The sequence below is a fragment of the Vallitalea pronyensis genome (genome assembly GCF_018141445.1).
Taxonomy (GTDB): domain Bacteria; phylum Bacillota; class Clostridia; order Lachnospirales; family Vallitaleaceae; genus Vallitalea; species Vallitalea pronyensis.
Map to the genome: position 1 here is coordinate 2,438,677 of NZ_CP058649.1, position 26,601 is coordinate 2,465,277.

General features: G+C 36.2%; 22 protein-coding genes. 18 read left to right on the forward strand and 4 right to left on the reverse strand.

The genetic code is table 11. The features are described 5' to 3' along the window. Positions 1–43: 43 nt before the first annotated feature. Entirely contained in the window at positions 44–1,120 is a 1,077-nt protein-coding gene (locus HZI73_RS10040) for a uroporphyrinogen decarboxylase family protein (RefSeq protein WP_212698110.1), read from the reverse strand. Between the two features lie 120 nt (positions 1,121–1,240). Between HZI73_RS10040 and HZI73_RS10045 the strand changes: the two genes are divergently transcribed. Both HZI73_RS10045 and HZI73_RS10050 read left to right on the forward strand, forming a co-directional pair. After that, entirely contained in the window at positions 1,241–2,074 is an 834-nt protein-coding gene (locus HZI73_RS10045; RefSeq protein WP_212698111.1) for an AraC family transcriptional regulator, read from the forward strand. A 27-nt stretch (positions 2,075–2,101) separates the two neighbouring features. Beyond that, entirely contained in the window at positions 2,102–2,644 is a 543-nt protein-coding gene (locus HZI73_RS10050) for a GNAT family N-acetyltransferase (RefSeq protein WP_212698112.1), read from the forward strand. Positions 2,645–2,687: 43 nt separating this feature from the next. On the opposite strand, the gene HZI73_RS10055 is transcribed toward HZI73_RS10050, so the two are convergent. Genes HZI73_RS10055 through HZI73_RS10065 form a run of 3 tightly spaced genes read right to left on the reverse strand, consistent with a single transcriptional unit; the run spans position 2,688 to position 6,417 of the window. Next, a complete protein-coding gene (locus tag HZI73_RS10055; protein ID WP_330619721.1) occupies positions 2,688–3,170 on the reverse strand; it encodes a (2Fe-2S)-binding protein in 483 nt (160 codons plus the stop codon). Then, the gene (locus HZI73_RS10060; protein WP_212698113.1) at positions 3,157–3,999 is read right to left on the reverse strand and encodes an FAD binding domain-containing protein; all 843 of its coding nucleotides are present in this window, start codon (positions 3,997–3,999) and stop codon (positions 3,157–3,159) included. Before HZI73_RS10060 ends, HZI73_RS10055 begins: the two co-directional genes overlap by 14 nt. Next, entirely contained in the window at positions 4,000–6,417 is a 2,418-nt protein-coding gene (locus HZI73_RS10065) for a xanthine dehydrogenase family protein molybdopterin-binding subunit (protein WP_212698114.1), read from the reverse strand. Between the two features lie 278 nt (positions 6,418–6,695). On the opposite strand from HZI73_RS10065, the gene HZI73_RS10070 reads away from it, so the two are divergent. The 16 genes from HZI73_RS10070 (at position 6,696) to HZI73_RS10145 (ending at position 26,601) form a co-directional block, all read left to right on the forward strand. Then, complete coding sequence (locus HZI73_RS10070; protein ID WP_212698115.1) at positions 6,696–8,150, forward strand: hypothetical protein; 1,455 nt, start codon at positions 6,696–6,698, stop codon at positions 8,148–8,150. 116 nt (positions 8,151–8,266) lie between these two features. Beyond that, a complete protein-coding gene (locus tag HZI73_RS10075) occupies positions 8,267–8,635 on the forward strand; it encodes a BlaI/MecI/CopY family transcriptional regulator (protein ID WP_212698116.1) in 369 nt (122 codons plus the stop codon). Positions 8,636–8,677: 42 nt separating this feature from the next. Beyond that, entirely contained in the window at positions 8,678–9,640 is a 963-nt protein-coding gene (locus tag HZI73_RS10080; RefSeq protein ID WP_212698117.1) for a M56 family metallopeptidase, read from the forward strand. An 18-nt stretch (positions 9,641–9,658) separates the two neighbouring features. Beyond that, positions 9,659–10,216, forward strand: coding sequence for a hypothetical protein (locus tag HZI73_RS10085; RefSeq protein WP_212698118.1), 558 nt, complete (start codon positions 9,659–9,661; stop codon positions 10,214–10,216). Between the two features lie 142 nt (positions 10,217–10,358). Further along, positions 10,359–11,963 (forward strand): hypothetical protein, encoded by a 1,605-nt coding sequence (locus HZI73_RS10090; RefSeq protein WP_212698119.1) that lies wholly within the window; start codon positions 10,359–10,361, stop codon positions 11,961–11,963. 69 nt (positions 11,964–12,032) lie between these two features. Next, a complete protein-coding gene (locus HZI73_RS10095; RefSeq protein ID WP_212698120.1) occupies positions 12,033–12,704 on the forward strand; it encodes a FadR/GntR family transcriptional regulator in 672 nt (223 codons plus the stop codon). 93 nt (positions 12,705–12,797) lie between these two features. Then, the gene (locus HZI73_RS10100) at positions 12,798–13,760 is read left to right on the forward strand and encodes a sugar kinase (protein WP_330619722.1); all 963 of its coding nucleotides are present in this window, start codon (positions 12,798–12,800) and stop codon (positions 13,758–13,760) included. Positions 13,761–13,991: 231 nt separating this feature from the next. Beyond that, positions 13,992–15,830: a sensor histidine kinase gene (locus HZI73_RS10105; protein WP_212698121.1), complete on the forward strand. Its 1,839-nt coding sequence runs from the start codon at positions 13,992–13,994 to the stop codon at positions 15,828–15,830. A gap of 13 nt (positions 15,831–15,843) precedes the next feature. Then, positions 15,844–17,439, forward strand: a complete 1,596-nt coding sequence (locus HZI73_RS10110) for a response regulator transcription factor (protein ID WP_212698122.1) — start codon at positions 15,844–15,846, stop codon at positions 17,437–17,439. Positions 17,440–17,710: 271 nt separating this feature from the next. Then, positions 17,711–18,661 (forward strand): ABC transporter permease, encoded by a 951-nt coding sequence (locus tag HZI73_RS10115; RefSeq protein ID WP_212698123.1) that lies wholly within the window; start codon positions 17,711–17,713, stop codon positions 18,659–18,661. Positions 18,662–18,695: 34 nt separating this feature from the next. Then, the gene (locus tag HZI73_RS10120) at positions 18,696–19,589 is read left to right on the forward strand and encodes a carbohydrate ABC transporter permease (RefSeq protein WP_246552445.1); all 894 of its coding nucleotides are present in this window, start codon (positions 18,696–18,698) and stop codon (positions 19,587–19,589) included. Between the two features lie 117 nt (positions 19,590–19,706). Next, positions 19,707–21,428 (forward strand): type 2 periplasmic-binding domain-containing protein, encoded by a 1,722-nt coding sequence (locus HZI73_RS10125; protein ID WP_212698124.1) that lies wholly within the window; start codon positions 19,707–19,709, stop codon positions 21,426–21,428. Positions 21,429–21,772: 344 nt separating this feature from the next. After that, the gene (locus tag HZI73_RS26660) at positions 21,773–22,561 is read left to right on the forward strand and encodes a methyl-accepting chemotaxis protein (protein ID WP_212698125.1); all 789 of its coding nucleotides are present in this window, start codon (positions 21,773–21,775) and stop codon (positions 22,559–22,561) included. Between the two features lie 274 nt (positions 22,562–22,835). Then, positions 22,836–24,458: an ABC-F family ATP-binding cassette domain-containing protein gene (locus HZI73_RS10135; protein WP_212698126.1), complete on the forward strand. Its 1,623-nt coding sequence runs from the start codon at positions 22,836–22,838 to the stop codon at positions 24,456–24,458. An 87-nt stretch (positions 24,459–24,545) separates the two neighbouring features. Then, a complete protein-coding gene (locus HZI73_RS10140) occupies positions 24,546–25,379 on the forward strand; it encodes a CvfB family protein (RefSeq protein WP_212698127.1) in 834 nt (277 codons plus the stop codon). A 205-nt stretch (positions 25,380–25,584) separates the two neighbouring features. After that, complete coding sequence (locus HZI73_RS10145; protein ID WP_212698128.1) at positions 25,585–26,601, forward strand: NosD domain-containing protein; 1,017 nt, start codon at positions 25,585–25,587, stop codon at positions 26,599–26,601.

The following is a 26,601-nucleotide window of genomic DNA, read 5'->3' on the forward strand; positions in this document are numbered from 1 at the left end:
TATGAAAACTTTTTTAGCTTTTCTCATGTGTATGCTGTAAAATCTATAGCTGATCGGATTTAAATGCAGCACATGCTTCAACGTAAGCTAGAACATTTTCCCAAGGCACTTCAGGTTCCAGTATATGGGTAGGGGCACATATGAGACCACCTTTTTTTCCAGCTAAGTTAAGATTTTTATAAACTTCCGCCTTTACTTCCTCAGGTGTACCAAAAGGCATGGTGGTCTGTGTACCGATGGTGCCAAAGAAAGCTATCTTATCGCCATATTGAGCATGGATATCTTCAAAAGACATGCATTCTGGTTGAATAGGATTCAGAACATCAACACCTACATCAATAAGATGTGGAATAAATGGTGTTACAAAACCACAGCTATGATAGAATATAATAATTTCTGGGTTAATGGCTCTAACAGCATCAATTATTTTTTTAAGCCTTGGCTTAAACCAAGTCACATACATATCTTCACTCATCATGATACTGTTCTGCATACCAATATCATCACCAAAGAAAAGGATATCTGCTCCAGCTTTTACATAAGAAGTTGCTCGCATAATAGAAATATCCGTCACTTTGTCAATAACAAAAGTGGCCATTTCAGGATCGGTAATCATGTCCATCATCAGTTGTTCCATGCTGCGGAGGTACCATGAACGTTCCCAAATGGTACATTGCATATCACCCATAGCCACAAGACCTTTTGCATGAATGGCATCACATTGTGCTTTTTGATGAGATGCGTCAGCATGCTCATAGTCAGGAAATGGGTAGCTGGTAAGCTGTTCCATAGACGTAAGTTCTTTCATGGGATGACGCATATAGGTCATATGCATTGCCGCTTCGCTTCCTGGTTCGTGAGCAACACCCCATTCGTCTATCTCCGTACCTTCTTTGAGTTCAAACGTATAATAAGAACGGTATTTTTCAGTATCATGATCCATGAGTTTCAAGTCTTCAATGGTACGCCATGGCATATTGAAATACGCTTCATAAGCCTCTTCTGAACCGGTTTTTTCCTTATACGTTTCAACTAATGATGGACATAAAATAAAGCTCACAGGTGCTTCTTCAAAACCTTGCTTTTTGATAAGACTTATTAAATTTTCTTTTTTTGTCATGATTTTACCTCCTATATATGTATAATATGGTATGATATATATAGAGTATAGAACTTAAAATAAGTAAAAAAAATAGGATAGTTGGTAAAGATAATGTAAAAAATGGTATGAGGTGATGGCTTGAAGATACCAAGCAGGTTATTTGTAACGGATACAAGGTATTACCATATGAATCATGAATCAATAGAGGGAATGGTATCTTGTGGTTTTTTAACTAAGAAAAAGGAAAAACGATTGCATCATTTTATCTACTATGGGGGTTTTTTGGTGTTGAGTGGGAGAGGACGTTATATCAGTCAAGATGGTCAGGAATGGGAGCTAGCACCAGGTGATTTCGTGCAACGACGCCCAGGCGTGAAACATACCACTATTGTGGAAGGGAATGAACCGTGGCTGGAATTCTACGTGTGTATGGGACCTTTAATGTATAGAACCTTGGGAAAAATGGGTATGATCAACACCACAGATCCGATTCTTAAAACCAAATTAAGCCCCATGATGCTTCACCAATGTATTCAGTTGTTAACCCGTTTTAAACAAGCAACGGAAAAAGAAGTAAAGCACTTGCTCATTAACATTCAAAGTTTTTTATTTCATGTTAACTCACTACATCAAAAGCTTAACATAACAAGCCATGAAGACCGTTGCGTTGAACTCTTATGTGAGTCACTAAGTCACTGTTTTGATAAAAAAATTGATTTGAAAAAAGAAGCAAAAAACTATAACATGAGCTACGAGAAGCTCCGTAAGTTATTTAAAGAAAAAATAGGGGTTTCCCCACACCAATATTTCATAACAAAACGTATTAATGAAGCACAAAGTATGCTGCATGACCCCAGCTTGTCCATTGCAGAAATTGCAATAAAGTTAGGGTTCTATGATGCCTACGCCTTTTCCAATCAATTTAAAAAAATTGTGGGTATTTCACCAAAACAGTTTAGAGATGAATTTTAATTTCGTCGTATACGAGGGAGGATAAGAATGATAGATACAATACCTATATTAACAGGAGATAAAGTAAAATTAAGACCTTTTAATGACAAGGATTATGAGGCTTGGTATCATGTGTCACAAGACCCAAACATGCATCTGTGGGTGGGTAATACCGTTCCAAAAAATCTACAAGAAGTGAAAGCGTTAATCGATATTTACCTTGAAACATTTTACATCATATGGATGATGGAAGATATAAATACAAATCATGTCATTGGTATGATGCGCATAAGCAACTTTGAAGCATCAGAAGAAGGTATAAAAGCAGGCGATTCTCAGAGATTGCATTCCAATTATTGGCGTAAAGGATACATGAAAGAAGCGCGTCGATTAGTATATAACTATGTGTTTCATACACTACATGTTGACCTATTATGTGCTGACGTATGGGAAGGCAATATTAACTCCAGTAAATCTCTAGAACACGCTGGTTATAGACACATTGATACGAAACAAGAATACTTTAAGAAGTATGATAGAATGCAAAATAAGCTGTACTATCAATTAAAATCCAATTGGTGGTGCCAATAAGGGAGATAGATTGAGGTCAATCTATCTCCTAAAATGTCTTCACTTAATCATGACCATGGGCAATGGTATCTTCGATAGCATGCCTAATTTCCTCATAACCTGTACAACGGCAATAATTAGATGTCATCCACTGCTTAATCTGTTCTTCAGTAGGATGCTTATATTTGTTAAGAAGGCCAGTTATGTTCATGATGAAGCCAGGCGTGCAGTAACCGCATTGATAGCCTTGATATTTCACAAAAGCTTGTTGCAGATAAGTATCTTGAAGAGCTTCAATGGTGGTAATCTCATGACCAACTGCCTCAATGGCTAACATGATACAAGATTTTATAGGTGAGCCGTCAATCAGTACAGTACAAGTGCCGCAGTTACCTTGTTCACAACCAGGTCTAGCACCTGTTTTGGCTAGTTTATCCCTTAGAACATGAAGCAGTGTTTCATTGGGATTAACAGTAAGTTCATTGTCAACACCATTAACACGTAAGGTGATAACAGAAGGATTTTTATAGATATTAATAATGCTCACCTCCAATCTTCTTAATAGCTAGGGTTAATTGATTTTTTAAGAGAAATTTCTTATAAGGTGGTGAGCCTTGAAGTGTGGGTATAATAGGATAAGGTATAGCTTTAATCGCTTGATTAACCCGTTCATGAATGGGTAGGTTTTTATTGTTTAAGGCATGGTCAACGCGAGGTGAATGAAAGGCATTTGCTGTGATTCCTGAAAATGCTGCCTTTAAATAGCCTTGATCATTGACAACAGCTAAAGCCAGGGCAGGGTAGCCAAAAGAGCCTATTTTTCGTATTTTTTTTGTATAAAAAGGCTTAGACAATTCATGAACATCAATAATGAATTGAATAACCAGATCATCTTTGTTAAGCAGTAAACCATTATTGTAAACTTTATCAAATGGTAGAATTCGAATACCATCTGTATTACCAACCACAACGGATGCATTGTCCAGCATAAAAGGCAATATGCCGTTTCGGTATATCAATTGACTGCAAAGATTACCGCCTATGGTTATTTGATTACGGCTGGTTTGATCAGCTACCCCGGCACAAGTTTCAGATAATAGGGGGTAATCCATCGTATCATCTACAATATAAGTTAAGGGGATTGCTGCACCAATATAGAGCTTTTCATCTTCAATATTGAACACATTTAATTCAGGGATTTTAGCAATACCCACAGCAGCATTGAAGGTTATGGACGCTCGGTCAGCAAAGGTAAGCAGTTCTGTGCCGCCATTAAAATAATACACTTTTTGATCATTATAGACTAGACGAGAGTAGACATCAATGGCCTCTTTTGGTGTAAAGCATTCATAAAAATCAAAATCAAATCCTATCATTTAACGGCCTCCTTCCTTAGCTCGCCATAAAGTTTCTGGGAATAATGGTAAATGATTCAGTTGTACACCTAATCCCAAGGATAGAGCATTAGCTAATGCAGCAGGCATACCGATGGTACCATGTTCCCCGATACCTCTTGCTCCATAGGGACCATCTACTTGAGGGGTCTCTATAAAGGCTACATTATAGGATTCAATATCGCCATAACGTAATACTTGATAGGTTCTCAAACCAGGGTTCAAGGTCTTGCCTTGCTTATTTCTCACAAATTCTTCTCTAGACCCAAAGCTGATACCCATACTCATACCGCCTTTAACTTGACCTTCTGCCAAAGCAGGGTTAATGATGGTTCCTGCGTCAATGGCAGTAAAAACATCCATAACTTTATAGTCGTATGTATGCAGGTCTAAGGATACCACAACGCCTTGAGCACCTACTGTCCACTCCGATGAGGGAGCACCTTGACCTGTTTCCTTACTAAGAGGCGTTCGATTACCAGCAACATAGGTACCTGTACCAATGATTTGCCCCATGACTTTATTACCATTTGGATAGGAATAGCCGTAGATGAGTTCTTTAATAGGCAGGTTACGACTAAGGTTTGTTTTTTGATAAAGGACACCATCTTCCAAAAAGATATTCTCTACATCTGTTCGAAGAACTGTTGCAGCCCGTTCAAAGAGTTGGCATTTTACGTTCATAGCGGCCATATAGGTAGCGTTGCCACACATAAAAATACCTCGGCTAGCGGCTGTTTTCCAATCATGGGGCGTATAGGAAGTATTGGATGGCATGATAACATTGATTTTATCATAAGGTATGGTTAATACTTCCGTTATAATCTGCGCAAGGGTTGATTTGGCTCCTTGCCCAATTTCCACTAATCCGCAATTGAGATTAGCACTACCATCTTCGTTAAAGGTAATAATCACGCCTGTTACCGCATCAACAGGGATCGAATAGGATTTCCAAAAAGCACATACACCTTTAATTAGTAAAGTATGATCATCAATGGGCTTAACACATCTACCATCCCAATCCATCTGTTCTTCCAATTTGGTAATGCATTTTTTGAGGCTTCCAATTTTACCAGTAAGAATCTGACCTGTTGGTGTATAGTCATTGGCCGTAATGGCATTCTTGTAACGCAGCTCCAACGGGTCCATACGAAGTTTTTGAGCAAGTAATTCCACAGCACGTTCCACAGCAAAGGTCATTTCCGTATGTCCAAATCCTCTGTAAGCAGTGGCAAAGGTATGATTCGTATACATACAATAGGAATCACAGTAGACATGCTCAATGTTGTAAGGTCCTGTACAGTTTTGAGCTGCGGCGCGAATAATGGTAATGGCTTTATCCGCATAGGCACCCCCATCAAAATAAAAGGTACTATGATAGGCCTTAATGATGCCATCCTTTGTTGCACCTAACTTAACAGTTGCTTTCAAACCAATGTGTGTAGCGCCAGCAACCATGTCCGCATAACGTGAGAGTAGAAGCTTAACAGGGTGTCCACCAACAGCTTTAGATGCTATGTAGGCGATACATTCAAAAATAACAGGGGTCTTACCGCCAAAGCCGCCTCCTACAGGTGGTGCTGTTACATTCACTTTTTGAATAGGAATATTAAAAAATTTGGCGATGTACCCTTGAACCACAAAAGGTCCTTGTGTGGAGGAGTCGATATTGACTTGACCATCACGTTTAATGGTACACGTACAACAACGGGTTTCTGTAGCTGCATAATTGGATTGTTCAAAGCTAATGGTATTTTCTACCACGGTATCGCATGTACGAAATACTTTATCTGGTTGACCTTTGCGAATGCGTTGTAGGTTGGCAACATTGGTATCAGGGATTGGAAACACGTCTTTGGTTCGGGTTTCAATACCACCTGTTTCATAATTGGCAGATTGAGGATGTAGAATAGGTGCTTTTGGATTTAGAGCATCTTCTATACTGTTAACAACAGGTAACGGCTCGTATTGAATCTTAACCTTTGTTGCCCCTTCTTTTGCATGGGAAGGGGTATCTGCGATAACAGCTACAACGGGTTCGCCGAAGTAGAGAACACGGTCAATGGCTAATACAGGACGGTCCACTATAATAGGACCTGTATACACAGGATAATCCTTACCCGTTATAACGGCCATGACACCCGTAACTTCTTCAGCGTCTTTTGTATCAATCCCTTGTATCATTGCATGAGCGTATTGACTGGTCACTAATTCAACATAATAATAGTCATCTGGTATGTCGGCCGTGTAGTGGATGGTACCTGTTACCTTATTGATTGCATCTTTCCGATCAAATGATTTTCCAATGGCTTTATAAGCCATCTTATCCACCTTCTCTCTTAAAATAAAATAGCATGCATAAGTTGAATCACATCTTGATTGTTTCATTACATTATACATAGAAGGTATTCAACGCATAAAATCAACATATACTTCTGACTAAAATATATTCGTAATATTTGGTAAGTAGACTAAAAAACTTAATCATCGTCAATTTCACGTATTGACAAGGATAGACTACTGTGGTAGTGTGAAGGTGAAACTATTGCAATAGTCTGGGTTGGTATTGAAATAATAATTTAGGTTTAAACTTCTTTAACAGTTACGCCTAAATTGAATTAAATGAGAAGGGAATGCGTTTGATGAGGAAGAAAATAACGAATTATATGATAGGTTTTATGATGATAAGTATGTTGTGTGTCGGGTGTACCCAACATAATCAGAAGTATGCTTACAGTGAAGATCATGATAAGGGGCATGAACATATTGAAAAAGAAGTGTTGGTAAAAGAAAAAGAAAAATTGGGTGAAAAAGAAGATAAAAAGTTTATAAAGAAGTTGGAGGATGTTTATTTAGAGAAAATGATAGAGTTACCCCTTGATTTTATAAGTCAGAAGTGTATGGTATTTGCTGAAAAGATGTCAGATGGTTACATCTTAAGAAGCGTAGAAGAAGATAGAGCTGTTAGGGAATCATCAACCGTTGTTAATACCAAGTATGATACAATTACTCTTAGAAGAATCGATCGACAAGGTAATCTCCTATGGGCAAAACCTATACATATCATTGACAATGCTAGGATATTACAGCTAAAAACATTCAAAGACGATCATTTTATAGTGGTTGTGTCTTGTGCATATAACGACCAGCCAGATTATGTCATGTATTATGATGAAATGGGTCAGATGCTATGGAAGCATGATGTAGAGACCTATCAATTCTACCATATTAAGGACGTACTGATGACAACTAATGAGAATATTTTATTTGTTGGCGAAACAATGGCAGAAAATGAATGTTTAGATATTAAGATTGTTAGCCTTAATAAAACAGGTAATCACTTACAAACAGAAACATATGGAGGGGAAGATTTAGATTATGTATGTGATGTTCAATACCATAAAGACATAGGCATTATATTACTAGGTCGTAGTGATTCACAAGATGGTGATTTTGCTCCAGATAATGAAAAACAGGCGTCATTCGTGGCTTATATTAATGAAGCATTGGAGATAAAGATGGTTAAAGGTTTTGACGATCTATGTGATCAACCAATGCTCATATCAGAAAATCAGGTTTTTGTATTTTTTAATAAGCACCCATTAGACAGGATGCCATTGCAAAGTATTAAAAGTGCCTATAAGCACGGAATCATTCAGGCTCTTGATATACAGGGACATGTTATCAAGACTTATGAATTGTTGATGAATGGATTCTGGACTAGGGGCAGAACCTTACTACCAAATGGTGACATATTAGTAGGTATAGGAGTATCACAAGGTATTGAAACAGATAAGAATAGACATCGTATAATTAGATTTAATCATAACTTGAAGCCTATTCATATACTAGCCAATACACACATGTATCCTGGAGAGATTGTTGCTACAGATGACGGTGGTTTCATCATGAAGATGACCCGTTCTAGGAACAAACCTCAACCCATCTATAGTTCTTATCTGGATTTAGATAGAGAAACAGTTATAGCTAAATACAATAAAACCTATCAGCTAGAATGGCGGAAAACATACAATATGGTTAATGATTTTTTTGTACAATGGGTCATGCCTACCGAGAATGGATGGCTATTCATACCAAGTGAAGATAAAGAAACACATAAGACTAACAATTAGTCACAGTACATTGTTATCATAAGGAAGAATGATTGAGAAAGAAAGTATTGACAGTCTATAGACTACTATGGTAGTATGGAACTACAAACTATTGCAATAGTCTGGAGGGATAACATATGGAAACAATCAAACTATACGATTCTGAGTTACGTTTAATGGAAATTATCTGGACGCTGGAAGATGACAAAACAGCTAAGCACATTAGTTTATTGGCTGCTGATGCATTTGGATGGAATAAGAATACCACATACACAGTCCTTAAGAAGCTTGTGGCAAAAGGGGCAATTGAGCGGGTAGAACCACAGTTTCAGTGTATGTCTAAGATAACCAGGGAACAAGTACAATTGCAAGAAACGAGGTTGTTAATTGATAAATTGTACAATGGCTCATTAAAAGCATTCTTCACATCTTTTATCAAAAAAGAGAATCTAACAGACGAGGAAATGGATGAATTAAAGAAGATTATTGATGATGAATTGGAGTAGGTGATAGGCATGTTAAAGGATACCATATATTTTGTGTTCAATATGAGTATTGTAGGTAGTGCCATGATTGTCTTGCTGATGGTCATAAGGTATTGTATGAAATCACGCATACCCAAGACATTCATCTATCCATTATGGGCTATCGTTTTGTTCCGATTACTTATACCCATATCCATTTCAAGTAAATGGAGCTTAATGAACGGGCTAAATCCATCTAAAGTGAAGTCTATTGGACTATTGAAGGGTGAAATGGTTACACTTACAGATAGAAGCATACCGCAATTGAGTTATACCAATTCCATACAGTCGGCTAAACAGTATTTTCCCATTGAACACAAGTCTGATATTGCAGAAAGCTTTTTTGAAACAGCAGGATACGTTTGGCTCTTGGGTGCTATTATCTGTTTGTTATGTGTGCTGATTGTCTATGGTGTGACTTTATACAGAACAAGAACAGGTATACGTCATCAAGCCTATGAAAAAAGGTGTAGAAAATGCATGGGTCAATTGCAGATGAAGGGGTATATACCCGTGATAGAGGTGGATTTTATTAAAACGCCTGTAGCCATAGGATTTTTAAAACCCCGTATAATCATTCCTAGGGGGATATCAAAGGACGAAATTGATTATATATTACTGCACGAGTTGTCCCATATTAGACGCCGAGACCCTTTATGGAAGCTACTATCCATTGTATCCGTATGTGTTCACTGGTTTAACCCATTGGTCTGGTTATTTTTGTATACATTTGACTTGGATATGGAAATGGCTTGTGATGAAAAGGTACTGCATCTTTTGCCAAAAGAGCGTTTTAAAATGTATGCCACCACTTTAGCTGTATGCGCAAGAAAACAGCAGGTTGCTTTTACGGCATTTGGAAGTACGGCAGTTAAAGAACGTGTGGTAAATATTACCAAGTACAAAAGGCTGCCACTGTTAATGGCTGTTGTGATGACAGTATTTTGCCTTGTTTTAAGTATCCTGCTGGTAACCAATCCTATGTGAAACATGGAGGCCTAATTAATGAATAAGATAACGCAGATATTTTTAGTTATTACTTGTATAACAGGGCTTTTAACATCCTGTTATACTAAGGATGATGAAAACAAACTGGAACTTGTATTAGATGATGAGGGTAATTATACAGGTTTTTCTAACCTGCCAACAGATGATACGGTAGAAGATTATAAGGAAAAAGGTTATTTTGTAAAACAAGATTCGGAAGTTATCAACCAAGAAGTATGGGATCAATTTATTGAAACGGCTACAGGTGAAAATGAAACCGCTATACGCATGGTTAGGTTGTTTACGGAGGAAGGAACGACTAAGGGGCCTTATTATCAGGATCTGTTCTATAAGGATAAGCATTATTACTTTTTTGATAGTAGTTCAGAATACTTAAAAGAAGAACCCTTTAAGTACTTGTTGACATTAGAAGGACAGTTTGGAAATTCTAAAAAAGATAGTGGAGTTATCATCTTAACAGATGATAACACATTAACCTATGAGGATGTTATGAATAGCTTTTTATCCAGCGTGATGCTAGATACCTCTCCTTTTCAATTGATTATGTTTCAATAGGGGCTGTCTCATAAAAAGCAATTTTGTTGCCTACGATATTGACGTTATTTTGCTTTTTTGAGACAGCCCCTTAATAAGACATAAAAAGTATTGACTTTAGACGTGTTAATAAGGATTAGATATCACTGAGGAGTGAGAATAAATGAGGAAGACATATGTAGGTTATATGGTGTGTATGCTCATCATGTGTATGTTGTTAACAGCGTGTACGTATGAAGATGCAGCCCATGCTAAGCGTAAAGAGAAGGGAAATATAGAGAAAGCAGACACAAATAAAGCAGATACAGAGCTTGACACAGTAGAAGAGATTGAAAAAATTGAAGAACCAGAACCGGTTGATGAAGATGTTACCACAGTGAATCTGAATGAGCTCATGGTGAATGTGGATTTGGATACGGGTTATGAGAAATTGGAGGATATTAATTCGGATAAAATTGAAGAGGTTGCCATAGATTTTATAACCGATACATCCATTTCTGATAAGAACGTTACGTCCATATCCCATGGGTTGATGACCATTACTAAGGATGATGACGATATCTACAGAATGAGACGCTTCGATGAAAGTGGTCATATTCTCTGGGTAAAACCTCTAGATGTAACCAGTATTATACAGCGATTATACATGCGAACAATGAAGGATAATGGTTGTATTGTAGCCATTGTATCCAGTCCTTCAGGCAGACCAGATTTTCTTTTATCTTATGATAAAAATGGGAAGCTACTTTGGAAAAAGGACATCTATGACTACGGTTTTGAAGAATTAAACGATATGGTGGTGACGGAATCACAAGATATTTTATTAATGGGTACAACCAATGTAAAAGCTGCATCACGGGATATCAAAATAGTAAGCGTTAATAAGGATGGACATATAGTAAGAGAAGCAACATTTGGCGGTAGTGATTTTGAAAGTTTATACGAGGTTCGATATCATCCTCAGTTAGGTATTGTTTTATTGGGTCACACCCAATCTCATGATGGTGATTTTCCCATTAAGGGAGATGATACATCACAACACTTCCTTGCTTGCATTAATAAAAAACTTCAACTACAATGGGTGCGTATGACACCTAATGGATATGATGGCGTTCTGTTATCTGGTACGACAATCTATGTGATGGAGAGTGCTATTTCATTCCAGACTAGAAAAACGTCTATACTAGCTTTAGACAGTGAAGGCGCGAAAATCCAAGAATATAAAAGTACAACAGAAGGTTTATGGGCACCTGGTATGACTCTACTAGCCAATGGTTATCTGATCGTGGGACATCGAGAAAGATTAGGTTATGAACAGGGTTATGGGTTATGTCATCTAAAGATTTTCAATGAAGAGCTTGAACTTATGGCAACCATTGAGGATGTATCCATATCACCGAGAGAAATTATTGCCACAGACGATGGGGGCTTTATCCTAAAGATGGTAAGACCCATTAAGACCATACCTCAACCGGCCTATATATCCATGATATGGTACGATCATGAAACGGTATTGGAAAAATATGATGCTAGCTATAAACTTGAATGGCGTAAGACATATGACTTATACCCTGATAGCTTACAGATTGAATGGATTAAACCATTATCCAATGGAAAAGTACTTATGGAAAGCGATAAGATGAAGGCCTTTAAAGAACTGAAGAAGAGCGTTAACCCTTCATTTTATAAAAGTTATAGTGACGATAGATTAGATTATCACCTAGAGATTTGTGATGAACGTTCGGATGAAGTTGAAAAGAAAGAGTGACGCCCTGTACATCTTGCTTATCCCAATAAAATATGTTAACCTAGTAAAAAACAAGACGAGGTAGTCAAGATGTATGATAAAGGAATCCTATCAGAAAAAGTAGCAGATACCATTAAGCAGATGATTATGGATAAAAAATTTGTACCCGGTGATAAATTACCCAATGAACTCCACTTAACCGATGCGTTAAATGTCAGTCGTTCAACGGTCCGGGAGGCAATCAAAATCTTAGTTTCTTCTAATATCTTAGAAGTACGAAGAGGGAAGGGAACTTTCGTTGCACAAGAACTAGGATTATCCAAAGACCCACTTGGGGTAAGTTTTATGGATCAACAGGATTTGCTATATAATCTGTATGAATCTCGCCTTATTATGGAACCAGAAATAGCAGCATTAGCAGCTCGAAGGGCTACAGCTAAGGACATAGCCCAGTTAAAGGCTGCTTTTACTGCCATTGTAGACGATATCAAAAATGGTCGAGACCATACAGAGCATGATATTGCTTTTCATAATGTCATAGCTAAGAGTAGTCATAACCCCATTATTCATCGGATATTACCCATTATTCACGAAGGTATTTCCCATGGATGTTATGAAACAAAGCACATAACCGAGAGCGGTGACAAAGCCATTATTCACCATCAAAACATCATGGAAGCCATCATGAATGGGGATGAAGAAGCATCGAAAAAATGGATGGCAGAACATATACAATATGGCATGGAACAGATTATAAAATAAAACCTTGCACAAACCATCATGGGTCATATATAATGATACATATAGTTGTCTGACAACAGACATGCGTAAACTTATGATTAGAAGGAGGATGAAATGATGAATAAACAAATGGATGTGATTACATTTGGAGAAAGTATGGTTTTGTTTAACCCAGATGCTAAAGGACCTTTACGGTATATTCATACCTTTTCTAAAACCCTCGCTGGCGCAGAATCCAATGTAGCAATAGCCTTGGCAAGATTAGGTCATGATGTAGGTTGGTTTACCAAGCTGGGGGATGATGAATTTGGTCGGTATATTGAATGTTTTATTCGTGGTGAAGGGGTAGATATATCAAGAATAATAAAGGATGAGACGAGGAGTACAGGATTACTCTTTAAAGAGCATTTTGCCCATGTTAATCCCAATGTGTATTATTATAGAAAAAATTCAGCAGCAAGCTCTATTGCGCCAAGTGATTTGGACTATGACTACATTAAAAGCGCTAAAATATTGCACGTTACAGGGATAACACCAGCCTTATCAGACCGTGCAAGAGAAACGGTAATGGAAGCTGTGGATTATGCTAAAGCTCACGGGGTTAAAGTATCCTTTGACCCAAATATCCGATTAAAGCTATGGTCCATTGAAGAAGCCAGACCTGTTATTCTTGAACTATGTAAAAAAGCGGATATTTTATTTCCAGGTATTGATGAAGCAGAGATGTTACTGGGTGAAAATGAGCCTGAAGCCATTATAAAAGCATTCCATGAGATGGGTCCAGATGTCATTGCCCTTAAACTAGGTAAAAAAGGCTGTATGGTATCCAATGGCAAGGAGAGTCATTTCGTTAAGGGTTACACCGTTCAGACCATGGAAGATAGCATAGGAGCAGGCGATGGGTTTGCCGCAGGGTTTCTAAGCGGCTTAATCAAAGGTAATCCTATTAAGACTTGTGGCGAATACGGTAACGGTGTAGGGGCTATGGCCACCCTAGTAAAGGGTGATGTAGAAGGTTTACCAACCTTTGATCAGCTACTGACATTTATTCACAAGAAAAAGCATATTGACCGTTAATAAAGAAATGAAAAGCCTTAAATACATACAGCACATTGATTTTAGATATTAAAAGGATAGCAGTTTTTGGGAAAAAGCAAGTGTATCAATGGATAGGCATAATGAGCAATCCATAAAATGGATATGGCCGTTTGGTAGAGACGGTTATATCCATTTTATGGTATATGTAACTATATTCCTTTTAAAACACATTGATTTTCTTGTGATATTTATCTATAATGAATGTAACAAATGAAATTGAAGTGTATAGGTAAAAATATTAAATTTGGTGATGAAATGGTAAAAAAATTCTTAGATAAGCTGTATAAGCCAATCAATAATATGAAAATATTTTACAAGCTTATGTTGTATATTATTTGTATTGGCATGATACCCATCATAACATTTAGTGTTACCTCTTATCAATATACACAAAACCAGATTGAACAGCGGTTATTTCAGAGTAGTGAACAATTGTTTAACAATTATATCGAAAGTGTTCAATTTAAATTGAACATCTATGAAAATTTAATGTGGGGCATTATCAGTAATAATAGTGTTCAAACAATCTTATCTCAAGCGGACCAATGGCAACAAAAAGATACCTATGAAGTATACGAAAAAATTTCCAAGAGTATTGATAATATGTATAAAATCAAAAGGGTTGAAGGCATCTATAATGTTGTCATCTATTCATATGATGAAAATTTTCCAAGAGACGGTCACAATGTATCCAACATTAGTAGGATTAATGAAGAAATATGGGGCCATCACATCGACCTTGAGGGTAAAGATTTGAATACGTTTCATTACAACATTCCTACGTTCAATAAGAAAGTCATATCCATTGTAAGACCGATTAATCATTTGAAAAGTAATAATTGGAACAGAATCGGTTTCATAAAAATTGATATCTTAAATGATTCACTTTTTGGTTTGAACTTAAAGAGTACCAACCAATATAAGAACAGTTTATATATCTTAGATGAGCATCAAAATCTAGTCTATTCTGAAGGTGATTTACAGTATCAAGATGATGAGATGGCAGCTATTCAAGGTCTCTTAACAGATCGTCATTCACCTACCCACATGGAAACATTGGACAATAAAGATGTGGTGTTTTTTAAAGACATCAAGCCTTATGGATGGAAGGTGTTCTTTATCTCCCATTATTCGTCTATTCATAAAATAATTGGAGATGATACTAAAGGTGTTATTACATACTGTATCATTGTTACACTTTTAGTCATTTTGATTACCATTCTCTTTTCTAAAAAGTTTTCAAAACGTATTCAACGATTAAATAAAAAGATGCTAAAAGTACAGCGTGGTGATTTAGACATAACAGAAAAGGTTGAAGGAAATGATGAAATTGGTGAACTGGATAATTACTTTAATGGTTCAATTGAAAAGATTAAATCCCTTGTTCGAGAAAATTACATTCAAAAATTAGAAAAAAGGGAAGCCGAGCTTGTTGCCCTTCAGTTTCAAATTAACCCTCATTTTCTCTATAATACATTGGAATCCATTAATTACATTGCGGAGATATATGATTGCAAGGAAGTGTCCATCATGAGCCAAAAATTAGGAGAGATGTTCAGATATAGTCTCAATAAGGATTCTGAAGAGTTTGTCATGTTTCAACAAGAAGAAAACCATATTAAAAATTATATTGATATACAAAATATAAGATTTGAAAATAAGTATCAACTGAAATCCCATGTAAGTGAAGACGTAAAAAATTCCAAAGTCTTAAAATTTATTTTACAACCTATTGTTGAGAATGCTGTTACCTATGGATTTAATAAAAGAGATACAGGAATTATTCAAATAAATGCCTCTATCCAAAGTGATTATTTGCTCATAAGTGTTTCAGATAATGGAACAGGAATAGCGCCTGAAAAATTAAAAGAATTGAATGTATTGATAAATGATCTGTCTTTTAATTTAGATGGTTATCAAAAAAGTGTTGGACTAAGGAATGTGAATTTACGTATCAAGATGACTTGTGGAGAGGAATACGGTATAAAAATAGATAATCATCATGATGGTGGAACAACAGTTACTTATCGATTGCCTGTTTATGCATAGATGGGGGAGGATTATGTTTTCTTTATTAGTTGTCGAGGATGAGAAGTGGATTCGTAAAGGTATTATACATAAACTTAAAAAAAGTGATATGCTATTTGATCATATGTTTGAGGCGAAGGATGGAAACGAAGCCTTAGATATCTTAAATAAAGAAAAAATAGATATCATTATAACAGATATTTGCATGCCAGATATGGATGGTATTGAGCTGATTAAAAGGGTTAAAGCGCATAAGCCACACATAGAATGTATTATCATCAGTGGGTATTCTGAATTTAAATATGCGGAAGCAGCTATCAATATGGGGGTTAAGAGCTATTTATTAAAACCCACAACAGATGAAGACTTGCAGGAGGCTTTATATAAAGTCATTAACCTTATAAATGAAAAAAGACAGTATCATGATCTATCCAGAGAAAATGTGAATATGAAAATATATCATGAGAAATTATTATATGAAAAAGAGTTAAACCGGCTGCTGAAGGTTCACGAAGCAGCCCAGAGTGACATACTAGGCACATATTACCCTTACATATTACATAAGGATTACCAATTACTGATTATCAATATCCATTATCGCTATGGTGCTGATGCTGAGAGTGATTTTGAGGATATGGAAGATATAAAAAGCAACATAATGAATGACTTCGTTGTCAATGTCCAGGATGATAATTATTATGCTTTCAATAACGTGGATGTGGTGAATCAGATATTCATTTTGGTATGGGGGGATAAAAAGCAAGTACAGCTAGTAAGTGATAAAATCAGTAAAAGATGCTTCTATGGTTGTCTTCATAAACTCCATATTTCTGCCACCATAGGTATCAGTTCTGTTTTGAATCATATTAATGAGTCACTCTATAAATCGGCTAAGAAAGCCCTTGATTTAAGGCTCATATATGGGCAAAATAAAATATATTGGGAAGAGCAAACCTTATCCAATGCCTTTGTATTTCCAAAGGAAGAGTTAAAACTATTAAAGAAAAATATTGAAAGAAGGTACATGAAAAACGTAGATATCTTGTTAGCAGATATTTTTTCCAAAGAGCGTTTTAAACAATCCGGTGCTGGAAATTTATATTTTGTTTATTCAGAAGTCATCAATGCCATCTATGAAATGTTGTATTCAGCAGATGTGAATGTTGAAAAAATGATTGAATATGATCTATTTCATGATGACATTATGAACCATGCTGCCCAATTAGAAGATGTTTCTGCACATTTGTTTAAATTCATTCAGAAAAGACTTAAGGTTAAGAAAAAAGTATCCATTGACTGTAAAGCCCTTGTTGAGCAGGCGGTTAACTACATTGATAGCCATTTTGAAGAAAAAATCAATGTAAAAAGCTTATCGGACCACTTTGGTATCACCGCTAATTATTTTTCAACCATATTTAAAAAGGAATTAGGGGTGACGTGCACACAGTACTTAACCACCAAAAGGTTGAATTATGCATGCAGAATGCTCAAAGAGACGGACATCAATGTAGAAGAAGTAGCTAAAGGTGTTGGCTATGAAGATCTTCAATACTTTTATCGTGTGTTTAAAAAAGAATATCATGTAACGCCTGTGGCGTATAGAAAAGGTAACATAAAGCTTAGTGAATAGGCTTTATGTTATTTTTTCTCTATGGACAAGGCATTGTTGATGTGGTAGAGCTATGCCTATTCAAAACATTAGAGATTTATCCAAATTAATTCAAAGATATATCCATTCAATCATGAAGACCTTGTCACTATACTTATATTATGGATAACATGACTAAGAAACATGAGAATCCGAGGAAGTGGATACACAGCATGGGTGACAAGAAATTATAAAGGTGAAGGGTGTCCGTTTTTGTAGCATGCTATACAATACGACATTGAAGGAGGGAATCATGAAAACGATGCGATTAAAGACCAAGAAAAGCAATAGTCACAATAAAAAATCCATATGGAAACGAATGCGCAAATACAAGGTTTTATACTTATTTCTATTACCTGCCATTGTTTTTTTCTTTATTTTCGGCTATATACCCATGTACGGTGTAACCCTTGCATTTAAAGAATTTAGGTTTGATACAGGGATTTTAATGAGCCCTTGGGTGGGTCTAAAATATGTGGAGAAGTTTTTCTCTTATTTCCAATTTAGGTTATTAATTAGAAACTCATTTCTTATAAGCTTTCTAAAGTTATTATTTGGTTTTCCTGCACCGATTATATTAGCTATTATGTTAAATGAAGTGAGAGCTAAGAAATTCAAACGGGTTTTTCAAACCGTATCTTACTTACCCTATTTTGTGTCATGGGTTGTAGTAGCTACCATATTTACTAAATTTCTATCCCCCCATCAAGGGTTATTTAATGAATTAAGAATGGCAATGGACAAAGAGCCTATCTTTTTCTTAGGTATTGTAAAATACTTTTATATTGTTATTGTCACATCGGATATATGGAAAAATGTAGGGTTTAATTCCATTATTTATTTAGCAGCCCTAAGTAGTATCAGTCCCATGTTATACGAGGCAGCATCCATTGACGGGGCCGGCAAGTGGAAGAAGATTATACATATCACACTGCCAAGTATATTACCCACGGTTGGTATCTTGTTTATTCTAAGTATGAGTGGCTTGTTAAGAGCAGGCTATGAACAAATTATATTATTTCAACAACCACCAACCATACCGGTTTCTGAAGTTTTGGAAACCTATTCGGTGAAGGTCGGCTTGCAACAGGGGCAATACAGTTACGCAACGGTTGTTGGTTTGTTCCAATCCATTGTGTCTTTAATTCTAATTGTAACAACCAATAAAATAGCTAAAAAAGTATCGGACACGTCCTTATGGTAGCTTATGTTATAACAATGATTGGGGTGATTAATCGATGATGGTCATAAAAGAATCTACAGGCGAAAAAGTATTTAAAGTGTTTAATTATTCATTTCTTACCAGTTTAGGTTTCCTAACGTTTTATCCATTTTTCTATGTTTTAATATTGTCTTTAAACGATGGTTTTGACTCGTTGAAGGGTGGGCTTTATTTCTGGCCAAGGGAATTGACCCTTCAAAATTATATTAAGGCTTTTGAGGACCCTTTAATTCTAAATGCTTTTAGTATATCTATTTTTCGAACAGTTGTAGGCACATTTTTATGTGTTTTATTAACTGCATTGGCAGGTTATGCTCTTGCCAGAAAGGATTTGCCTGGTCGAGGTATTATTACATTTTTCTTCTTTTTTACAACGATTTTTTCGGGTGGCTTGATACCATTTTTTATATTACTACGGAGCCTACGCTTGACAAGCAGTATATGGATCTATGTATTGCCATATTTGTACCAGTTTTTTAATATTATTATTATGCGTACATATTTTCAGACCATACCCAATGAAATAAGGGAATCTGCTGTCATTGACGGATGTGGCGAATTAAAGATGTTTTTTAAGATTTTCTTTCCTTTGTCACTTCCTATGATAGCTACCATTACGCTGTTCTATGGCGTTGGTCATTGGAATGATTGGTTCGTCGGTGCTTTTTTTGTAGCCGATAAGAACTTGAAACCGGCAGCCACCATCTTACAGAAAATTCTTAGTGAGACCAACTTCGAGCAAGCCACAGATACGAATAGGATGAACTTTAACATTAATCGTGCTAAAACAACACCAGAAGCATTAAGAATGGCCTTTCTCATGATTACCACATTGCCAATCTTATGTGTCTATCCTTTTCTACAAAAATATTTTATCAAAGGTATTATGATTGGATCCATAAAAGGATAATCATGTTTATACCCCTTCAACATACTTTGAAAAGTAGATGAAAGGGTTTAAATAAAAATGAGAATGCATGAGGATGACATTCTCTCAAATAAAAGGTGAAAAATTAGGGAGGTTTTTATGATGAAAAAAAGCATCAAAAGACTATTGTGCACAGCAATGGTACTCATGTTAACCATGTCTATTTTTGCAGGCTGTCAAAGGACGAAAGAACCCACATCAAAAGACTCTAATAATGCTGGTCAAAGTAATAACACAGGTAAAAAAGAAGCGGATGCAGAACCTATCGTGATTAAGATGTTCTCATGTTGGAACGGTTCAAGTGGAAATGCGCCAAGAGATCATTTTGATAATGTTGTTGCCAACAAACTCTTAGAAGAGACAGGGGTTATTTTTGATATTGAATATGCCACATCGTCAGAGTCTGAGAATCTAAACATGATGTTTTCATCAGGTGATATACCTTATGATGTGGTTACTGCTCCTTATTGGGGTGGAAATGGAGGCGAAACAGGTATCATTAAGAGAGCAGCTAGCCAAGGTATGGTCATGGCTCTTGAAGATTTACTGGATAAGCATGGTCCTAATATTAAGCGTTTTGAAGAGGGTGCCGCTACAGACTTCCTTGAAAATGATGTCTATGCACCTGAATATAATGGTCATACGTATGTGATTCCCTATCAATTACCTGCAACACCAGCAGATAATAAAAACTGGGGTTATTGTGTCTATGTGCGTAAGGACATTATGGACGCATTAGGTTGGAAACAAGAAGATTTTAATCACTCAGAAAAAATATATGAGTTCTTAAAAGAAGTAAAAGCAGGCGATTTTAAAGATGCCAATGGCAATCCTGTTATACCTGCAGGTAACTGGCATAATGGATGGGCTTATGATCAATTGTACCGTTCATACATTACAGGTAATATGTGTTCATTATGGGTAGATCCAGATACAAACAAAGCCATTGTGGATAGACGAAGTCCATTGGTGATGGAAGAAGTCTTGTACATGCGAAAATTAGTTTCAGAAGGGTTGTTTGACCCAGAAGCTTTCCGACAAAACGATACCATTGCTAAAGAAAAACATGCTTTAGGGAAATATGCCGTTCATGGTGTGCATTATTTCCACCAACGGGATTTTTATGAGCAGACATTATACAAAGATCATCCAGAAATGCGGTATGTACCTGTTGGACCTATTAAGAATGCAAAAGGACAAATTGGAGCTTCTTCCCTAAAAGGGCGAGCGGGTTCACCTGCTTGGTTTATATCAGCAGATACAGACTCAGACATAGCAGAAGCAGCTATAAAAGCTATTAATTACTTAAATAGTGAAGAGGGCAGACTATTGGCTTTCTATGGTATTGAAGGTGAGCATTTTGATATGGTAGATGGTAAGCCAAGAATGAAAAAAGAATACGTTGATATGAACAAAGAAGGTATTCTTAAATCAGAAACAGGCATTCAAGGTATCTATCGTGAACTTATATCACTCTATCCTTATATGAGTGAATGGGGTGAGTTCACACCTGGCGAAGCAGATGTACCCGATGAAACCTATGAACATATCATCAATAATATCGTACCCGAAACAATCATTGATGGTTACCGAGCAAGTAATTTCATTAACGATTACGATAAGAAAGATGACATCAATGAATTACTCAATGGTGAACTATGGCGGGATTACCGGGAAAGAGCCTTTTTTGCAGCAACGGAAGAAGATGCCATTAAAATTATAGAAGAATATCAGCAATACCTCATTAAAGGCGGTATCGAAGACTATGAGGCATTCATCAATGAAAAAGCAGCGGAAAGAGATGACCACGTGATATTCTAATACACAATGCATGGACTTAAATAATATTTCATAAGATACTAATATGAATAACCCACAAAGAGGCAGTCGGAAAATAACTAATTTCTGACTGCCCCTGTACGTTTAGTTTTCTTTTTAACGTATTTTATAGAACTTTCTTAAGCCTTTAAGTACTTTCGTTGAAACCCTTTGGAAAAGACATAAACTATGTTATAATAATCAAATGACATGATATGGTAATAAGGTGCTTCTTCACATAAGAAGTATACGTGAATTGTGATCACAAAAGTTAAGATGAATGGATCATTATTGAAGAAAGTTTCAAATGATGCCTAATGAAAAATACTAAAAGGGGATAAGACGAAATGAAGATAGCAATCATTGGTGCAGGTAATGGTGGAACGAAATTAGCCAAGTTATTTCATGACTTAGAGCATGTGGATATTGGGTTAATGGTAGATAAGAATGTGGATGCGCCAGGCATTAGGTGGGCCAAAGAACACGGTATTGAGTACAGTAGAGACATGGATAGTATGAGTCCAAGTGTTGATGTGGTTGTAGAAGCTACAGGTATACAAGTTATTGCAGATGCGATTAAAGAGAAGTTTCCAGATAAGCAAATCATAGATTCGTCTTTAGCAGAATTGATGATGCGGATAGTGGACCAACAAGTTTCAGTCTCCAATCAATTGAATGACCAGTTAAATGTCATTCATAAAACAACAGAAGTGTTAGGTAACGAAATGGAAAAGGTGGCCACTTCAAATCATTTATTAAATGAAGTAACCCAGCATTTAGTCCATTCTGCAAAAGAATCGGAAGCATTTATCACAGAGACCGATAAAATCATTACATCCGTTAACCAAATAACGCAGCAAATTAAAATATTAGGGTTGAATGCTAATATTGAGGCTGCTCGGGCAGGTGAACATGGTAGAGGTTTTTCTGTTGTGGCTAATGAAGTACAGAAACTATCGGATAATACGAAGATGTTTGCAGATGAAATATCCGGTTTATTAAAAGCTTTATCAGGTGAAAATGAAAACATTAATCATCAGATACATAAGTTAGGTCATCTTACAGAGGAACAGAATGATATGTCATTAAATGTAAATCGTGTCATCGAAGAACTGGTAACACAAGGTGCTAGATAATTTTTAGATATCAATGAGAAACATTTGACTGCATAAAAAATTTTAAAAAAAGTGTTTTCTTTTTCCAGTAAACAGTGTATAATAAGACGAGTTGTATGGGTGAGGCTGTCTCAAGTTATTTGATGACAGCTTCTTTATCATGTTCCAGGAAAGTTCAGTGAAACAGCTTTTATGGAAATATAATACTTTAAGTAAAGACTGACATGTTGATTAGTTTACAAACAAAAAAATAGGTGACGAGAAGCATATAGACTATTGGAAGGAGAACTAGCGATTGATTACAGTTACAGGATTAGAACTTCAATTTGGTACACAAAAATTATTTAAAGATGTCAATGTAAAATTTACACCAGGTAACTGCTATGGCGTCATTGGAGCTAATGGAGCAGGGAAATCAACCTTTCTAAAAATATTGTCAGGTGATATTGAACCAACAAAAGGTGACGTAAGTATTACCCCCGGTGAACGCTTAGCTGTTCTTAAACAGGATCACTTTGAATTTGACGAATGTGTGGTATTGGATACTGTTGTGATGGGGCATAAAAGACTCTATGATATTCGATTAGAAAAAGATGCTTTATATATGAAAGAAGATTTTAGTGAAGAAGATGGACATAGAGCTTCTGACCTTGAAGCAGAATTTGCTGAACTTGATGGGTGGGACGCAGATACCAATGCGGAACGTTTGCTTATGGGTCTAGGTGTTGAAAAAGACTTGCACCATCATGTGATGAAAGACCTAAAAGGCAGTGATAAAGTTAAGGTTCTACTTGCACAAGCTTTATTCGGTGAACCTGACATTCTACTGTTAGATGAACCTACTAACCATATTGATTTTAAAGCCATCACTTGGCTGGAAGAATTTTTGATTACTTATGAAAAAACAGTTATTGTGGTATCCCATGACCGTCACTTTCTGAATAAGGTCTGTACCCATATGCTGGATATTGATTTTGGGAAAGCCAAGTTGTTTGTTGGGAACTATGATTTCTGGTATGAGTCCAGTCAGTTGGCACTTCGCTTAATGAATGACCAGAACAAGAAAAAAGAAGAAAAAATAAAGGAATTACAAGCGTTTATTGCCAGATTTAGTTCCAATGCATCCAAGGCAAAGCAAGCCACATCTAGAAAAAAATCATTAGAGAAAATTACAATAGATGATATTCAACCATCATCAAGACGCTATCCTTTTGTAGGATTTAACCCTGAAAGAGAAGCAGGAAAAGACATATTGACGGTGGATAATGTAAGTAAAACCATTAATGGTGTAAAAGTGCTTCATAACGTTAGCTTCACCATTGCTAAAGGGGATAAGATTATCGTTCTTGGTAATGATGAGATTGCAAGAACCACTTTATTCAAAATCCTAGCTGGGGAAATGGAACCCGATGAAGGTTCATATAAGTGGGGAGTAACCACTTCAAGGTCTTATCTGCCAAAGGATAATTCAGCATTCTTTGAAGGCATTGATTTGAATCTGGTGGATTGGCTGCGACAGTTCTCAGAAGAAAAAGCAGAGACATTTATCCGAGGTTTCTTGGGTAAAATGTTATTCTCAGGTGATGAACCTCTAAAGGAAGCGAACGTTTTATCAGGAGGGGAAAAAGTAAGATGTATGTTCTCTAAGTTAATGTTATCTGGAGCCAATGTGCTGATGCTGGATGAACCAACCAACCATTTAGATCTTGAGTCCATCCAAGCTGTTAACAATGGGCTTATTGCATTTACAGGAACCATGCTGTTTACATCCCATGACCATAAATTCATTCAAACCATTGCCAATCGTGTGATTGAAATTACACCATCAGGTATCTTTGATAAACGTATGACCTTTGATGAATATCTGGAAGATGACCGTGTTCGCATGACACTGGAAGAAATGTACGGCAAAAAATAACCATGATTGATGAAGCATAATCATGGAGAAACTATCAATAAGGGATTGTTTTAAACAGCCCACTACCATAAGAAAAGTAGGTGACATATGATAAAAACAGGTAAAGTACAATTGTTAACCGTTGAAAGAGAAGCACCATTTGGTATATTTTTAACAGCTGATGGGAATAAGCAGGAGGAAGTGCTCTTACCAGGTAAAGAAGTGCCCTCAGGACTTAAAATAGGGCATCAGTTAGAAGTATTTATTTATAGAGATTCCAAAGATAGACCCATTGCAACAACACGTAGACCCAAAGTTCAAGTTGGTGAAATGGCGGTGTTAAGGGTAGCTGAAAACACAAAAATAGGAGCATTCTTAGACTGGGGATTAGAAAGGGATTTGTTATTGCCTTTCAAAGAACAAACAACGAAGGTTAAAGTAAATAATGACTACCTTGTTGCCGTTTATACGGATAAAAGTGATCGGCTGTGTGCCACCATGGACGTGTATAAATATCTTGATCACCAATCCCCATATCAGCAAAACGATCATGTAAAAGGTAGGGTTATTCAAGTAAAAGATGATTTAGGAGCTTTTATCGCTGTGGATGAAAAATATCATGGTTTGATACCTAAACATGAATTATTCAGAGCATTACAAGTAGGGGACGTGATTGAAGGGCGTGTAACAAAGGTAAGAGATGATGGTAAGTTAAATATTAGCTTACGTGAAAAAGCTTATGTACAGATGGATAAAGATTCTGAAACAATATGGAACTATATCGTCAAAAAAGGTGGTCGTATTCCATTGAACGATAAGAGTGACCCAGAGAAGATTAAAGCAGCCCTTGGTATGAGTAAGAATGCATTTAAAAGGGCCGTAGGTCGCCTGTTAAAGCAAGGGAAAATAAAATTTGTTGATGAGGGTATCCAAAAGATATAATATAAGAGAAAAGGTATGAAAATGATAAACCATATAGCGTTAGTGAAGGTCCATCGTAGGACATCATTAACCCTATATGGTTTTTTTGTTTATAACAGCTTCTACTATAATAAAATAGGCGATATAGGGTTATTCCTTATAGCTTGTCACTTAACGATATTCCCATCATATAATGTAGTAACACGCATATAAGGAGTGAAATATATTGAGTACGTATTATGTATCAAGAGCAGGCCTTAGCATTGGAGAAGCTCTTGATACGTGTCAACCTGGTGATCATATTCTGATAACAGATCGTTATTTTGATACAGAAAAAGACATTGTGATTTGTAAAGATCATATTACCTTAGCCGGTAAAACAATAAGTACATTGGTTGGTATAAGAGCTATTGGTATACGCATCACAGGCAATCAGGTGACACTCAAAAACCTTGAACTGAAAGGGTTTGATGATACAGGTATCCTAATTGAAGGCGATAAAGCGATCATAGAGCACTGCTATATTTGTCATAATGGTGGCTGTGGTATGTTGATAACAGGTCATGAAAGCATCATTCAACATAATAGCATTTATTTAAATAACACCATTCGTTCAAGTGGTTTTAAGATTATAAAAGGGACAGGTATCTGTCTTGAAGGGAAAGATCATAAGATTAATCATAATCTATGTATGTTCCACTATGATTATGGTATTTACAGTCATTACCCATTAAATCAGACACGAATAGCACACAATAGTATTAAATGTCTGAACCAACATGATTGGGAATATAAGAAAAATTGCGATATTGCTATTATGGATCCTAGGTCCAGTCATAATGATATAAAAGCCAATAATCTATATAGCTATACGGGTGTTATACTTGCTGGTCCACATAATATAATCCATCAAAATAGGTTTGCAGAGAATAAAATAGGATGTATGTTAGCAGGTAGCCACAATCAAGTTAACCATAATGTCATCATGAAAGCTGATAAGGTAGGTATTGATGTACAAAAGGGTATGAATCACATTATAAAAAATGTCATTAGTAAATCCGTAGAAAGTGGTATAAAAATAGCATCCGATCATAATAGGATTGCCTCCAATTTATTAACGGGCAATACCCAAGCTATACACAATGAAGGTCATGAGAATGTACTTGAAAACAATGCATTCTATAACAATGAACAAGATGTAATCATTCCACATGAGGATATGCAGGAAGGAGGGAGTGAATAA